This window comes from Streptomyces sp. NPDC027189 (assembly GCF_055566975.1).
In genome coordinates this window covers 305910-321256 of the sequence record NZ_JBVHRI010000002.1, presented here as the reverse complement: position 1 = coordinate 321256, position 15347 = coordinate 305910, and the positions used below count along the sequence as shown (strand labels likewise).

Genomic DNA, 15347 nt, shown 5'->3' with positions numbered 1-15347 from the left:
AAAACCGTGTTAAGTCTCCAATGCCCACCGTCGGGCTGCCACTCGAACTCGATCGCGTTGGCCCGGCAGTGGCTCTCGACGGTGCCAGGGGCGGACCCCAGGCACAGGCAGCGGGGAGCGCTCACCGCCCGATTCACTCCTCATCCGCGATCCCGCCCCGCGGGACGGCGACTTGCTGCGCACGGGTCGCGCCCTACTGCATACGAGTGGCGTGTGCCTGAACCGGAAGGAAGCGTGTGGTGGCTGCGGAGCCCCTCGACTCGGCTCGGCCGGCACCGCCGGACCGTGCCCCGTCACCGCGCGGAGGGGCGCGCCGCGCGTGCTGGCGGCGCGCCTGCCGTAGCCGATGAGCGCACCACGTCCACATCGCTCGCCCGGACGTAGGCGAGCCGGTGGCCGAGCTGGATCTCGTAGTACTGCTCCCGGCCCTTCACCACCGGGTTGGGGGTGTCGCCGAAGGTCGACCTGTCGATGTAGGAACCGGCGAGGCGGGCCTGTGTCACGTACCGCTGCCCCGCGAGGAGGCTGTACGGGAGCGGCGACTCGGTCTGCTCCGGTACGTCGTCCGGGTAGGCGTCGTCCTCCGGGAGGGCACGCCCGAACACGGGGATCTCGCTCAAGCCGGCCTTCGGAGTCACCATCCGGCCGCTCGCACCGACGGCGGTCGGGTGCTTCTTCGGGTTTTTGAACCACGCTTTGTGGCCCTGGTACCAGATCGCCGTCCAGTCGCCGCTGCGATCGGCGACCGCGAAGGTCTGGCCGGCGGAGACCCGCGACCCCAGGTCGTTGACGTCCTCCGTGGAGTCTTCACCGTCCGGGCGCCGGCCCGGGTCCTGGATCAGCGGGGCTTTCTCGTCCGGCTCGGTGTACAGGCGGACGGCGCTGGAGCCGTGCGGCGCACACAGCACCCCACTCTTGGTGCACCCCGTGAACGGCGGCTTGTGGGTGGCGAAGTCCGGCAGCACGGTCACCATGTCGTTGTTCGATCCGGCCGTGGCACGCAGGGGCGCGCCGAGGAGGTCGAAGTAGTGCCGCCAGTCCCAGAAGGGGCCGGGGTCGTCGTGCATGTCGGGGATGGAGTCGGTGGTCGGGGACGGGACGTTGTCGTGGCCGAAGATGTGCTGCCGGTCGAGCGGGATGTCGTACTTCTTCGCCAGGTAACGCACCAGTCGGGCCGAAGCCCGGTACATCTGTTCCGAGTACCAGGTGTGCGGCTGCCTGAGGAATCCCTCGTGCTCGATGCCGATCGAGCGCGCGTTCACGAACTGGTTCCCGGAGTGCCAGGCCATGTCCTTGGTCCGGATGTGCTGGGTGATGTGACCGTCCTTGGAGCGGATCGAGTAGTGCCAGGACGCCTCCCTCGGATCCTGCACGGTCAGGAGCATGGACGCGAGCGACGCCTCGGTGTCGTGGATGACGATGTACTCGATCTTCTGGTCCCTGGGCCGGTCGGCCAGGTCGTGATTGCCATAACTGCCGTCGTCGATCTCGACGTACGGCGCGCTGAGCCAGGAGCAGTGCAGCTCCGCCGGGCACTCGACGTCCTTCGACCGCGCCGCGTCCGTCGGGGAGCTGCGGGGGCGCACGCCGGGGCTGGCGGGGAGGGTGAGGTGCTGCCCCGCGTCGGTGGTGCGGTGCGCGCCCTGCCGGATCAGTGTGAAGACGTCGTTGGCGTATGTCGCGGCCGACGCGGCGTCGTCCGTACCCGGGAACTCCGCCACCGCCTCCCACCAGTCCGCCGGGTCGGCGCTGAGCGGCTTGCCGAGCCGTCGTTGCGTCGCCGCCAGGAGCGCCGCGCCGCCGCGCACGTTGGCGGCGGCGTCCGTCCGCAGCCGCTTCACCGGGGCCCCGATCAGGCGGGCGGCCCGTCGCAGGTCCGCCGGCTCCTCGAAGCCGCTGTCCGACGGATTCGCATCGAGCGAGGACGACGGACCCGCCGCCACCGCGTCCGGCCGAGCGCTGCCGCGAGGCGGCGTCGCCGGGGCCTGGCGGGTGTCCACCAGGTGCATCGGGCCGTAGCCGCCGACGACGCTCGGGGCGCCGGAATGGGAGTCCCACCGCGACTGCAGGTAGGACACGCCCATGAGCACGCTTTGCGGCACGTGGTACTCGTCCGCGGCGGCAGTGAAAGCTTTCTGCAGGCGTTGGTCGGCTGCCACGTCGACGAAGGCCGGCGGGCCGAGCAGCAGGGGCAGCAGGAGTGCCGCCGATGCGGTCACGCACACGATTCGGCGGCACCCGCATACGGTCGCGCGGGGGGTACGGGGGACGACAGGTTTTCTCATTGCAAGGGTCTCCAACCATGCTCGTCGCAACCAGGACAAAGGAGTTGCCCTTCACGCCACCCCTCGTACGCTTCCGTGCCCGTCACGCCACGTCGCGCCAAGCGTCACCGAGGTGGACCAGCCGCACGGCACAGGCCACCCGGTCGGCGGCAGCGCGTCCGCTCCGGCGGGACCGCGGCGCACGGCCCCCTACCGTGTGTCGAACGGCCCCCTACCGTGTGCCGCGCGCCGCCACCTGCGGTGTGACGGCTCAGTCCTGGACCGGGTCCACCTGCCAGTCGGGGTGCCCCGGCATGGGTGGGGTGTGCGCCCCGTACAGCCAGGGGGTCAGAAACGGCTTCAGGTCCTGGCCGGCGACCTCGGACGCGAGCGCGGCGAACTCCCGGGTGCCGGCGGCCCGGCCCCGGTACTTCGTCACCCACGACCGCTCGATGCGGTCGAAGGTCTCCTCGCCGACTTTCTCCCTCAGGGCGTAGAGCACCAGCGCCGAGCCGTCGTACCGCATCTGCTTGAAGAGGGTCGGCTCGGTGGGTTCGGCGGGCGCTCCGGCGTCGTGGCGCCACTGGTCGTGCTGCTCGTACGCCGCTCGCATCGCCTCCTCGATGGCGGCGCCGCCGTGTGTGTCGGAGTACAGACGTTCGTAGAAGCGGGCGTGCCCCTCGCTCAGCCACAGGTCGGACCAGCGCCGGATGGCGACGCTGTCGCCGGTCCAGTGGTGGGTCAGTTCGTGTACGAGGTTGCGCTCGGCGTCGACTCGATCGCCCAGCAGGTCGGCCTTCGGCACGACGGACAGTGACTGTGTCTCCAGCGCTACGGACAGGTCGGTGTCCCCGACCAGCACCCCGTAGCGGCGAAAGGGGTACGGGCCGAGCCGCCGTTCCAGCCAGGCCAGGTGCTCGGCGGTGAGCGAGCGGTACTCCTGGGTGTCGGTGACCAGGCCGTCCGGGACCACGTCCCGGACGGGCAGCCCGCGCGGGCCGGTGCTGTCGACGAACGCGAGCTTCCCGATCGCCAGTTGGACCAGCTGCGCCGCGACCGGCTGCTCGGAGTCGTATGTCCACCGGACCCGTCCGTCGGGTCGCCGGACGCGCTCGACGAGCCGGCCGTTGGCCACTGCGGTGAGGCCGGGTGGGGTGGTGATGCGGAAGGTGACCGGCGCCCGCAGGCTCGGGTGGTCGTTCGCCGGGAAGATCATCTTGGCGCCGTTGGGCTGTGCGTAGAGCACGGTGCCGTCGGACGTGGGCACCCAGCCGTAGTCCTGGATCGCGTCGCCGCGGTGCCGTTGCTGGGTCGGGTCGGCGGTGTAGGAGATCCGCACGGTGAAGCTGCCGCCGTGGGGGATCGGCTTCGCGGGAGTGACGACGAGCTCGTCGCCGTCGCGCACGACGGTCGCCGGCACGTCGTCGACGGTGACCGTGTGCAGCGTGTTGCCCGCGAAGTCGAGGTCGAAGCGGGACAGTGCCTGCGTGGCGGTGGCGCTGATGGTGGCAGTCGCGTCGAACGGCGTCCTGGGTGCCCGCCAGTCGAAGGCGAGGGTGTAGTGGCGGACCGTGTAGCCGCCGTTGCCGTCGAGTGGCAGGAGCGGGTCGCCGATGCCCGCGGCGCCGGGGGACGGGGCCTCGCCGGGCGAGGCGACGGAGGGGCCGGGCGCGGGGGAGTGGTGGCCCCCGTGGGGGAGGCTGCCGACGATGACGGCGGCACCGGTGGTCCCGACGGCAATGGTGAGGGTGAGGGCGAGGGCCGTGCGTCGGGCGGGGAGGCCACGGCGGGGACGGCGCCTCAGGGACCTCGTGAACGACGCCTTCACCGGAGGAACCGCTGGGCGTCGCGGGATGCGATCGGTCGGCGCACGCGGCGGCCGGTCGTTTGACGGGCGGGGCTCCCGGTCGTACGGCTCACTCGGCTGCCGGCGGTCGTGATCTCCATGGCCGCACTATGCCAGCAAGAGATCATTATCATGAGGTATGTCCGCATATCGCCCGCTCGTATGGGCGAGAGGGTGGGTGCGCGGCGTCGGCCGACCCGTATCAGCGCACCGGATTTGAGCGTTCCGGTCCTCGTGGGTCAGAGCGCGCCGTTGGGCTCGGCGACGCCGGGCAGCGCCTGCTGGGTCCAGATCGTCTTGCCCGAAGGCGTGTAACGGGTGCCCCAAGCCTGTGCCAGCTGCGCGGTGATGAACAGGCCGCGTCCGCCCTCGTCGACCGTGCCGGCGTGGCGCAGGCGCGGTGCGGCCGAGCCGGCGTCCCGCACCTCGCAGGTCAGAGTGCGGTCATGGATCAGGCGGAGCTCGATCGGCGGGCTTCCGTATCTCACGGCGTTGGTGACGAGCTCGCTGACGATGAGCTCGGTGTTGAAGGCGGTCTCGTCGTCCACGCCCCACGCGGCGAGCTGGCGGCCGGTACGACGCCGGGCATCGGCCACGGCCGCGGGATCGGCGTCGAGTGGCCACGCGGCGAACTGGTCAGGGGGGAAGGACCGGGTGCGCGCGACGATCACCGCGGCATCGCCGGCGCCCAGATCTGCCGGGAGTCCGTAGACGAAGGCGTCGCAGAGCTCTTGGAGCGGACGGTCGTGGTAGTCCGGCGCCAACGACAACGGTTTTGCGGTTCCGGCGAGATACGAGGTGAGCAGCGGATCACTGGTGAACACCAGGACGCTGCCGTCCGGCACCTCGACGTCGACTGCTGCGAAGGGCGCGCCTTCCGTCGTGCCCAGCCGCGGCCCGGCCGGTGTACCGCAGCCGGTGACCGTGCGGTCGGGGCGCACGACGAGGGGGGCCAGGTGGCCGGCTGCGGCCATCGCGCACGTCCCGGTCAGGGGGTCGTGCACCGCGTATACGCAGTCGGCCGTGAGCGTTTCGCGCCGTAGCGGATCGCCGAGCGGGAGATGGGCGCGTTCGGCGGCGAGCTGGCCCGCTATGTCGTGCAGTCGGGCGAGGAGTTCGTCGGGGGTGAGGTCGAAGGCCGACAGGGAGCGTACGACGGTGCGCAGTTGCCCCATGGTCGCGGCCGCGTGCAGACCGTGTCCCGTCACGTTGCCGACGACGAGGGCGGTGCGGGCGCTGGACAGGGCGATGGTGTCGTACCAGGCGCCGGGATCGGCGCCGGTGACGGACAGGTAGGCGGTCTCCAGCGACGCGTGGGTTTCCGGGCGACGGGGCAGCAGCCGACGCTGGACCGTGGCGGCGACCGTGTGCTCCCTCGTGTAGCGCCGCGCGTTGTCGATGCACAACGCCGTGTGCGTGGCCAGCTCGACCGCGAGCTCCCGGTCGTCCTCGTCGAAGGGGTGCGAGTCTCCGGTGCGATACAGACTGACGACGCCGAGGGCCGCGTCGCGCAACGCCAACGGAACCACGAGGAGGGAACGGGCTCCCGACGAGTGGATCGCCTCAGCGCGCGGGGGATCGACGGCCAGCCACGGGTCGGTCGGATGGAGCGCGACCACGCGCGGACGCAGGTCGGCCAGGGCCTGGGTGAAGGGCGTCGGAGCCGGCAGGCGGCGCACATCCCCCACCGGATGAGCCTGCGGCGGCCGCGCACGGTCGCTGCGGAACGCGGTGCGCATCAGGGGCGTGCCCGTGGGCAGCGGGGCCAGCGGCGGGTCGTCGCCTCGGATCACGGCGTCCACCACCTCCACGATGGCGATATCGGCGAACGCGGGTACCACGCTCGCGACGAGCTCCTCGCCGGTGACGGCCGGATCCAGGGTGCGTCCCACGTGGCGGCGCACCGCGTCGAGCACCCGGGTGCGGGTGCGGGCCTGCTCCCGTTCGGTGACGTCGATCGCGGTGAGCGCCATGCCGAGCACCGATCTGCGCGGGTTCTCCAGGCGCAGCGCGCTGATCTCGAAGTGGCACTCCTGCGACGGGTTCACGATGAGACGCGCCCGGACGATGTGCTGCAGCAGAGGGACTCCGGTCTCCAGCACCTCGCGCAGCAACGTCTCCATGTCGGCGTCGTCGACGATGTCGCAGACCTCAGAGACCGGGCGCCCGATCAGGGCGTCGAAGTCAGCGCAGGGCATGGTGGGGGTGGCGGTGTTGACCCGTACCACCCGCAGATCGGTGTCCAGTAGGAGGAGCCCGATCGGTGACTGGGTGAAGAGCGCCTCCAGCATCGAGGTCGCCGTCTCGTCCGCTCGCCGGCCGGGATCGCTGTGCGCCAAGGGGACCACCTCCGAGCTCCGTCCTGCGCACCACTGCCCCATATCCCGGGCGTGCTTCCAGCGTGCTTCGGGGTCGGCGCGATCGCACCCGCAGAGCGCCGGGGCGGGAGGGCGCGTCGGCTGAGCAGGGGCCCTCCCGCAGACCCGCGGGAGGCGCACGGCGGGCGCCAATCGGCCCTCGGCTGGGGCCACTGGGTCCTGTGTGGCGCGCGTATACGCAAGAACGCTGGGATGCTGAGTGCAGGAGCGCTGCCCATGACCTGACGAACAGTGGTGGTGAGCGCCATGACTGGGCTGCAGGACAACGGTCCGGAATCGGCCACACCGCGCGCCGATCCCCAGGGCGACCCGTTTCTTCGCACGCGGTTCGCCGTACCCAAGCGCCCCGCGACGTTCCTGCGGCGCGAGCGGTTGGTCAAGCACCTCGACCAGGCTCTGCTGACCCCGTTGACCATGGTCAACGGAGCCGCGGGAGCGGGCAAGACCCTGCTGGTCGCCGACTGGGCCGCGGGGCGGGACCGGCCCGTCGCCTGGCTCACCACCGAGGCCTCGGACCAGGGGTGCGGAATTTTCTGGGCATACCTGCTCCAGGCTCTGCGCGCCTCCGGTGTGCCGCTGCCCGCCGAGGTCGGCTTCCCCGCGGACGCGAACCGCGTGGACCACACCCTGCTGGCACGGCTCGCCGCCGACCTGAGCACCCGGGACGGGCCCCAGATCGTGGTGCTCGACGAATACGACAGGGTGACCGACCCGGAGATCGCGGAGCAGCTGGAGTTCGTCCTGCACCACGCGGGACGGGGCCTGAGCCTGATCCTCGTCACCCGCACGGAACCCCTGCTGCCCCTGCACCGTTACCGGGCGGCCGGCGACATGACGGAGATCAGGAACGCGGAGCTGGCGTTCACTCCCGAGGAAGCGGCCACGCTGCTGGAACGGCACGGGCTGCGCCTTCCGGTGCAAGCCGCTCGCTCGCTCGTGGAACGCACCCGGGGATGGGCCGCCGGACTACGGCTGTGCGCCCTCGCCGCGCAGGAGAGGCCGGATCCGGAGACGTATCTGAAGGAGTTCGAGGCCGACCGCACCACGGTCGCCGACTTCCTGCTGGCGGAAGTGCTCAAGCGGCAGTCCCCCGAGACACAGGACCTGCTGCTGCGGGTCAGCGTCCTCGAGCGCTTCTGTCCGGAGCTCGCGAACGCGCTGACGGAGCGCACCGACGCCGGGGCCATCCTGGCCGGGCTGCACCGCGAGAACGCGTTCGTCGAGCACCTCGGGCATGCCTGGTACCGCCTCCACCCGCTGTTCCGGGAGATCCTCCGTGCCCATCTGCAGGTGCGGTCTCCCGGCCTGGAGCCCGAACTGCACCGGCGCGCCGCGACATGGCTGCGGCGCTCCGGATCCCTCGCGGAGACGCTCGGCCACGGTGCCGCGGCGGGCGACTGGGAGTTCACCGCAGGTGCCCTCGTCGACGACCTCGCCATCGGTCAGCTCTTCACCGGCCTGCACAGCGACGACCTGGCCGGGCTGTTCTCACGGATGGAGCCCGAGGCCACGAGCACCGCCACGGACCTCGTCCGCGCGGCCCGTGAGCTGTCCCGGTGCGACCTCGACCGGGGCCTGGCCCATCTGCGACACGCCGAACAGAGCCTGGCCGAGGAGCGGACGTCGACGGGCGACGATTCACCCGGCCTGGCAGCGGCCCGGCTGAGCTGTGCCCTGCTGGAAGCCCTGGCGGCCCGCCTGACGGGTTCGCCCGGAAGGGCGGAGAGTGCCGCGGAGGCGGCCGAGAGACTCCAGGAGGAGGTGCCCACCCACCTGCTGGACGAACATCCCGAACTCGCCGCACTCCTGCTGACCCACCTGGGCTCGACGCGGCTGTGGGCCGGGCGCTTCGAGGACGCACGTGCCGCCCTGACCACGGCGGCCGCCTGCTCCGGGGGCGCTTCGACCGCGCTTCCGCGCGAGGAGTCCCTGGGCCACCTGGCCCTGATCGACTACCTGAACGGCTGGCTCGGCAGAGCGGAGCGCAAGGCCCAGGCGGCGATGACGGAGACGGAACGGTTCAGCCTGCCGCAGGCATCCGGCTCCGGCATCGAGCTGCTGGTCCTGGCGGCCGTGGCCGTCGACCGCAACGAACTGAGGCAGGCTCAGGCCCTCCTCGACACGGCGGCCGACTCACACCACGCGATGCGGGACCCGGTGATGGTGGCGGGCCGGGCCATCGCGACCGCGCGTCTGCTGCTGGCCCGCGGCGACACGCACGCCGCGCTCGAGGCGGCGGAACCGGCCGTGGCCGCCGACGTGGTCTCCCCCTGGGCGCAGGGGCAAACGGCTCTGGTGGCCTCCGCCGCGCACCTGGCAGACGGCCGGCCGGAGACGGCAGCCGAGCTGCTGCGGGCGGTGCCCGACGACCAGCCCGCGTGTGTCGTGGGGGCAGCACGGGCCCAGCTCGCCGCGGGCAGACCCGTCGAGGCGATGGAGCTGCTCGACAGAGTGCGGCCCGAGGGCCGCATCGGCCCCGCGGTGACCGTCCGGGCCTCGCTGGTACGGGCTCAGGCCGCCGACGGGGCGGGGGACTCCGCCACCTCGCGCAGGCTCGTCGCGCAGGCCCTGCACGAGGCACGCCGTGAGCGACTGCGGCGTCCCTTCCTGGAAGCCGGACCGTGGATCCGACCTCTGCTGGGCACGGTGTCCCTGCGAGAGCTGGCCACGGGCTGGCTCACACCCGGTACGCCGTCACCCGGTGGGCTGCCCCGGCCCGAGGGCCCGCCACCGACGCCCGTGGTGGAGGAGCTGAGCGGACGCGAGCGCGATGTGCTGGAACGGCTGGCCCAGATGATGTCGACGGAGGAGATCGCCGCCGATCTGTATGTGTCGGTGAACACGGTCAAGACCCACCTCAAGAGCGTCTACCGAAAGCTTGCGGTGAACCGGCGCCACGACGCGGTGCGCCGCGCGCGCGAGCTGCGGCTCCTGCCACCGCGACCGTGAAGGGGCCGCTGAGGGCTATGGAGGGCCGGGTCCATGACGAGTGGTCGCGCCCGTCCAACTCGCCCGTGGTGGGTGAGGCGCCGGGTGACTTCTTCGGATGCGATGGTGCTGCCGGCACGGTAGGTGCCGGCCGCTGCCCGGCCGACTCCGCCGGTGTCCCGGGCCTACTCGGCGAGGTGGACACCGTGACGCACTGGCGGGCGCTGATCGTCCTGGGCACCGCCCAGTTCCTGATGGTCCTCGACACGTCCGTCATGAACGTGTCCATCAGCCAACTGGTCGAGGACTTCGACACCGAGGTCACCGCCATCCAGGCCGTCATCACGCTGTACGCGCTGGTCATGGCGGCATTCATGATCATCGGCGGCAGGCTCGGGGACATCTTCGGACGGCGTCGTCTCTTCCTGCTCGGCCTCGTCGTCTACGGCACGGGTTCGGCCCTGACCGCGGTGGCTCCCACGCTGTGGGTCCTCACGCTGGGCTGGTCGGTCATCGAAGGACTTGGTGCGGCGATGGTGCTGCCCGCCATGGCGGCCCTCGTGGCAGAGTCCTACCGCGGTCGGGACCGGGCCGTCGCCTACGGCGTCATCGGCGGACTCGCCGGGGCCGGGATCGCCGTCGGCCCGCTGCTGGGCGGCTGGGTGACGACCTACCTCACCTGGCGGCTGGTGTTCGCCGGTGAAGTCGTGGTCGTCGTGGCCGTCCTGTGCTTCCACCGGGTGATCACGGAGGCGCCCCGGACCGGTCCGCGCCCCCGGCTGGACGGGGTCGGCGCCGCACTCTCGGCGGTCGGGCTGGCGCTGGGCGTGCTCGGTGTGCTGCAGAGCAGCTCGTGGGGATGGGTGCAGCCCCGCAACCCGCCCTTCACCGTCCTGGGCTTCGCGCCGACGCTGTTCGTCGTCGGCGCCGGGGTGGCCATGCTGGCCGTCTTCGTGCACTGGGAGAGACGGCGGGACGCTCGCGGCGCCGAGCCCCTGGTGCATCTGCCCCTGCTGCACAAGCCCGCGCTGCGATCCGGGCTGATGTCGCTGCTGAGCCAGAACCTCATCCTGCTGGGACTGTTCTTCACCATCCCGCTGTACTTGCAGGTGGTTCAGGGCTTCGACGCCTTCCAGACGGGGCTGCGGCTGCTCCCGGTGTCCGTCACCATGCTCGCGGCCTCGATGGTCGCCGCCCGGCTGGGGCGGGTGGCCGGACCGCGCCGAGTGGTCCGACTGGCACTCGCGACCCTGGCCGCCGCCATCGTGTGGCTGCTGGCCACCATCGACCCGGTCATCGACGACACGCAGTTCGCCGGAGCCATGGCCCTGCTCGGCGTGGGCATGGGCCTGCTGGCCTCGCAGTTGGGCAACGTCGTCCAGTCCAGCGTGGGAGAGGAGGAACGCAGCGAGGTCGGCGGGCTGCAGTTCACCGCCCAGAACCTCGGCTCCGCGCTGGGCACCGCGCTCATCGGATCGATCCTCATCGGCGCCCTGGCCCACGCCTTCACCACGCACGTGGAGGACCACCCGAGGCTGTCGGAGGAAACCCGCCGGCAGACCGGTATCGCCCTCGAAGCCGGGATCACCTTCGTCCCCACCGAGCAGGTGCGCTCGGCGGCCGAACAAGCAGGGCTGCCGCGGTCCGAGGCCGACGTCCTCGCGGACTCGTACGCGTCGGCGCAGCTCGACGGCCTGAGGGCGGCGATCCTCGCCACCGGGGCAATCACGCTCGCCAGTTTCCTGGTCACGCCGAATCTGCCGACGCGGGCCGGCGCTCCGAGGCAACCCGGCGGCACCCCGGCCGACGCGCTGGGCTCGCCCCGCTGACTTCGAGGGAGGCCACGATGTCCGAGACCGAGCATGTCTCGGCGCGAGCGCGCACCGTCGAGAGGCGGACCCATGCCGACTACACCGGTGGCGTCTACGGATCCATGCTCGCCGCCTCGGTGGTGGTGGGCGCCGGCACCCTGGGTGCGTTCGCGCGCCTGGAGCTGGTGCTGCTGCTGTTGCTCACCGGCGTGGTGTACTGGATCGCGCATGTGCACGCTCAGCTGTTCGGGGCACGCTTGGCACAGCAGAGCCTGGATCGCCGGACCGTGCTGCATGTGTGCCGCGACGAGTGGCCGATCGTCAAGGCCGCCGTCCCGCCGGCCGCCGCCGTGGCCGTCAGCCCTCTCCTGGGCCTCGACGTACCGGGCGCTCTCTGGCTGGCGCTCATGGTCGCGGTGGCGGGCCAGGTGGGCTGGTCGGCGGCCGCGGCACGACGGTCCGGGGCCTCATGGCGCCTGGTGGTGGTCGCCGCCTCGGTGAATTTGCTGCTTGGTCTGCTGATCATCTCGTTCAAGCTCTTCCTGCAGCATTGACGCAGGTGGAGAGCGTGCCGGGCGACGTATCACCTCTAGGGGGTGAGGCCGGGCGGTGCGCCGCGGCGGAGGATCGCAGGGAAGGGGTGCAGCCCGCCGGTCCCAGGACACCCGGGGGAGAGCAGCTCATGCGCTACGAGATCCGCGTCGAAGGACACATGTCGGAGACGCTGACCAGTGCCTTCCCGGAGCTGGACCACGTGGTGATGTCCGGACAGACAATCCTGTTCGGTTCCGTCGTCGACGAGGCGCACCTGTACGGGCTGCTGGCCCGCTGTCAGTCGCTGGGACTACGGGTCCTGGAGATGCGCCAGCTGCCGGAGTGACGCTCCCGTCGCTGCGGGGGCTCCCTCAGGGGCTCTCCGCATGGATCCTGCCGGAGCGGACGGCGGCGCCCAGCGCCTCGAAGTCCCGCTCGTTCCGGTCGGCGTAGGCCTGGGCGAACCCGGTGAGCGCACGGTCGAAGCGGTCGCTCCCGCCCAGGTAGGCGGCGATGGCGACGGGGTCGCCGGAGCGCGCGTGGGCCCGCGCCAGACAGGCCCCGCACAGCTGCGCGAACAGGCGGAGCAGGCCGGGTTCCATGGTGTCCGGCCGCGCGATGCCCTTCCAGTCCCGCAGCTGGCGAACGTAGAAGTCCCGGCCCTGACCGTCGAAGCCCACGACGTGGGTCCAGCCGAGGAAGATGTCACTGGTCGTCTGGATCAGCCGCTGTCCCGCCACCACACGGCGGCCCTGGTTGTCGTAGCGGTCGCCGTCCGTGTGAGGGGCGAGGACCGACTCCTGTGCCTCCTTGGCCTGCAGTAGCAGGGGGTCGGTGTCGTCCCTGCCGAGCAGGAGCAGGATCCAGCAGCGTGTTCCGACGCTGCCGACGCCGACCACCTTCCGGGCCATGTCGACCAGGCGGTAGTGGCGCAGCAGGTGCCGGCGCTCGGACGACAGCGTCCGCGCATACCCGTCCAGGATGGTCCGGAGCTGCTTCTCCTCCTCGGAGGGGTCGGTCAGCAGATCCCGGAGGCGGGTGATGAGCGGTGGGTCCGGTGCGATCTGCCGGCCCTCGGCCGTGACCCGGGTGAGCTTCTCGAAGGCCTGGAGGTGGGTGCGCGTGCGGGCTCGCGCCGTCGCCTCGGCGGTACGGTGCCTGGCCTCCTTGCTCATCGACGAGGCCAGCAGCTCCCGCATGCGGTCGGCGTCGTCCTGCGCGTACCAGATGTCCAGGGTGCGCATGGCGGCGAACTCCCGCATCCGCTCGCGGTAGGCCTGCACGCAGGTCCGCACCGCGCCGTTCTGTTCCTCGAGCGAGAAGCCGTTGGCCCGGCCCGCGATCGCGAAGCTGGCCGCCAGACGCTTGACATCCCATTCGAACGGCCCGGCCAGGGTCTCGTCGAAGTCATTGATGTCGAAGACCAAATGACGCTCGGGCGAGGCCAATAGCCGGAAGTTGAGCAGGTGGGCATCCCCGCAGAGCTGCGCGGTCAGTCCGGTGTTCGGGAGGGGCCCGAGGTCCGAGGCTATGATCGCTGCCGCGCCTCGGTAGAAGCGGAACGGGGACTCGAGCATGCGGCCGTAGCGGATCGGTACCAACTCGGGCAGTCGCGTGGCCGATTGACGCTCAATCACCTCAATGGGGTCGGGCCGTTCCCGCTCCGCGTCGAACCGGCTGTGGTTCGAACGCGGGGCGCGCGTGCGCGCGCTCCTGCCGTGCGCCGCCCTCTCGGCCGGTGACAGGGAGGCCCTGATTGCGTTCGGCGTGGCCATGGAAACCTCCTGGACTGCCGTCCTCGTACCGAGGAGCCCTACTCCGGCGGTGGTTCCCGGCCCTGGCGCAGCAGCACCGCCCGGATCGCGTTCGAGAGCACCCGTGCGGCGACGCCCACGAGCAGCAGTCCGCCGGTCATCTGAAGCATCGTCACCACCCGACCCGTCTGGGAACGGGCGGTGATGTCGCCGAACCCGGCGGTGCTGAACGTGGTCAGCGCGAAGTACGGGGTTCGCGCGAGGGACATGGCCGTCGCCCGGAGTCCCGGGCCCGGTCGTCTGCGACAGGTCGCGCGCCCCGACCGGGTGGGCCCTGTCCGCGTAGCCGCTGGATCGTTCATCTCGTGTCTCTTCGTCCGGACCGCAGTACGCCGGGGCAGGTCTTTCCGCACCACCTCATCGCCCCGGCGGTGCGTACGGATCACCCGCCCGGGGTGACCCGGTGACCGGCGGTCGGCGGGACGCTGGCTCAGTGAGATCCCCACACACCGCCCCGTCGGCGGTCCGGGAGCGATCCGCTCGATCGCGCGAGGAGGAGCCATGACCGTGTCGCGTGATCCGGCACCGCGTACCGGACCGGAACACATGCCCGGCGGGGCGGCCCCCGGGCAGGCCGGAGACCCCGCGGAAGTGCTGGGGGAACTCGGGCGCTCGTGGACGTGGATCCTGGGTTCCGCGGTCGCCACGCTCGTGCCCGGCATCCTGGTACTGGTCTGGCCGGACGAGACCCTGCACGTCCTTGCGGTCCTCATCGGCCTGTATCTGCTCGTCATCGGAGCATTCCGGTTCGTCGCGGCCTTCGGCCGGGACGAACTCGGCCAACGGCTGCCCGGGCTGCTCCTCGCGGTGCTGTACGTCCTGGCCGGGGTGCTCTGCCTGAGGAACCCGTTGCAGACCATCGCCGCGCTCTCGTTGATCGTCGGGATCGTCTGGCTGGTGTCCGGGATCCTCGCCCTCTACGGAGCCATCGCCGCCAAGGACCTGCCCCACCGGGGCTTCGTCATCGGCGCCGCGGTGATCGCCATCCTCGCGGGGATCGTGGTACTGGCCCTGCCCACCGAGTCGGCCCGGGCGCTGACGCGGCTGCTCGGTCTGTGGCTCGTCCTGCTCGGCCTGGTCGAGGTCGTGGTCGCGTTCGCATGGCGGGCCGCACTCCGCAGGTCCGGGGTCGCGGAGCCGCAAGGCAGCGGCGGGACAACCTGAGGGACGAGCACCACCAGTGAGCCATGGTCGGGAAAACCGCTCACCCGCCTCGGGTGAGGCCGCCCGGTCCTTGCCGTGGGCACGCTGAAGACCGCACAGAACGGCTGCCGGGCCGAAGCCCGGGACGGAGGAGAGACATGAGCGCGCAGATGTACCTCGCGTACGACTATCCGCTGCTGAGCGTCTTCTGGTCCATGCTGTGGTTCTTCCTGTGGATCATGTGGTTCATCCTGCTCTTCCGCGTCATCGTCGACATCTTCCGGGACGACAAGCTGAACGGTTGGGCCAAGGCCGGCTGGCTGCTGTTCGTCATCGTCGTGCCCTTCCTGGGTGTCCTGGTCTACGTGATCGCCCGTGGCAAGAACATGGGCCAGCGGGAGGTGGCGCAGGCCCGCGCGCAGCAGGAGGCCTTCGACAGCTACGTCCGGGAGACCGCCAAGGCCGGCACCGGCGGGCCCAGCAGCGCCGACCAACTCGCCAAGCTGTCCGAGATCCGCGCTCGCGGAGACATCACGGACGAGGAGTTCCGCAGGGCGAAGGAACTGGTTCTGAGCGAATCCGGCCCGTCGCAACGCGCCGGCACCTCCACCTCCGGTGGCTGAGAGCAC

Annotated in this window: 10 protein-coding genes and 1 pseudogene; 6 read left to right on the top strand and 5 right to left on the bottom strand. The window is 71.3% G+C overall.

From position 1 onward, the window contains the following. Positions 1-293 precede the first annotated feature (293 nt). From ACZ4RZ_RS06030 to ACZ4RZ_RS06020, 3 genes are all read right to left on the bottom strand, one after another. Complete coding sequence (locus ACZ4RZ_RS06030; RefSeq protein ID WP_467742448.1) at positions 294-2219, bottom strand: N-acetylmuramoyl-L-alanine amidase; 1926 nt, start codon at positions 2217-2219, stop codon at positions 294-296. A gap of 316 nt (positions 2220-2535) precedes the next feature. Beyond that, on the bottom strand, positions 2536-4092 hold the full coding sequence (locus ACZ4RZ_RS06025) for a M1 family metallopeptidase (protein ID WP_467742446.1): 1557 nt from the start codon (positions 4090-4092) through the stop codon (positions 2536-2538). A 257-nt stretch (positions 4093-4349) separates the two neighbouring features. Continuing rightward, positions 4350-6458 (bottom strand): SpoIIE family protein phosphatase, encoded by a 2109-nt coding sequence (locus ACZ4RZ_RS06020; RefSeq protein ID WP_467742445.1) that lies wholly within the window; start codon positions 6456-6458, stop codon positions 4350-4352. Between the two features lie 276 nt (positions 6459-6734). Here ACZ4RZ_RS06020 and ACZ4RZ_RS06015 point away from each other — a divergent pair, with 276 nt between their 5' ends. The 4 genes from ACZ4RZ_RS06015 to ACZ4RZ_RS06000 all read left to right on the top strand — a co-directional run bounded on the left by ACZ4RZ_RS06015 (position 6735) and on the right by ACZ4RZ_RS06000 (position 12107). Continuing rightward, on the top strand, positions 6735-9437 hold the full coding sequence (locus ACZ4RZ_RS06015) for a helix-turn-helix transcriptional regulator (RefSeq protein ID WP_467742443.1): 2703 nt from the start codon (positions 6735-6737) through the stop codon (positions 9435-9437). Positions 9438-9622: 185 nt separating this feature from the next. Beyond that, on the top strand, positions 9623-11245 hold the full coding sequence (locus ACZ4RZ_RS06010) for an MFS transporter (RefSeq protein ID WP_467742441.1): 1623 nt from the start codon (positions 9623-9625) through the stop codon (positions 11243-11245). A gap of 17 nt (positions 11246-11262) precedes the next feature. Continuing rightward, complete coding sequence (locus tag ACZ4RZ_RS06005; RefSeq protein ID WP_467742439.1) at positions 11263-11781, top strand: hypothetical protein; 519 nt, start codon at positions 11263-11265, stop codon at positions 11779-11781. Positions 11782-11909: 128 nt separating this feature from the next. Then, positions 11910-12107 carry a hypothetical protein gene (locus ACZ4RZ_RS06000; RefSeq protein WP_467742437.1) on the top strand — a complete coding sequence of 66 codons (198 nt, stop codon included), beginning with the start codon at positions 11910-11912 and terminating at the stop codon, positions 12105-12107. Positions 12108-12132: 25 nt separating this feature from the next. On the opposite strand, the gene ACZ4RZ_RS05995 is transcribed toward ACZ4RZ_RS06000, so the two are convergent. Together ACZ4RZ_RS05995 and ACZ4RZ_RS05990 are read right to left on the bottom strand one after the other, a co-directional pair. Continuing rightward, complete coding sequence (locus ACZ4RZ_RS05995) at positions 12133-13536, bottom strand: DUF2252 domain-containing protein (protein ID WP_467742435.1); 1404 nt, start codon at positions 13534-13536, stop codon at positions 12133-12135. Positions 13537-13574: 38 nt separating this feature from the next. Then, positions 13575-13763 (bottom strand): annotated as a pseudogene (locus ACZ4RZ_RS05990) (potassium channel family protein); the annotation flags it as partial. Positions 13764-14076: 313 nt separating this feature from the next. Between ACZ4RZ_RS05990 and ACZ4RZ_RS05985 the strand changes: the two are divergent. Both ACZ4RZ_RS05985 and ACZ4RZ_RS05980 read left to right on the top strand, forming a co-directional pair. Further along, complete coding sequence (locus tag ACZ4RZ_RS05985; RefSeq protein ID WP_467742434.1) at positions 14077-14739, top strand: HdeD family acid-resistance protein; 663 nt, start codon at positions 14077-14079, stop codon at positions 14737-14739. Between the two features lie 137 nt (positions 14740-14876). Then, a complete protein-coding gene (locus tag ACZ4RZ_RS05980) occupies positions 14877-15341 on the top strand; it encodes an SHOCT domain-containing protein (protein WP_467742432.1) in 465 nt (154 codons plus the stop codon). The last annotated feature ends 6 nt before the right edge of the window (positions 15342-15347 follow it).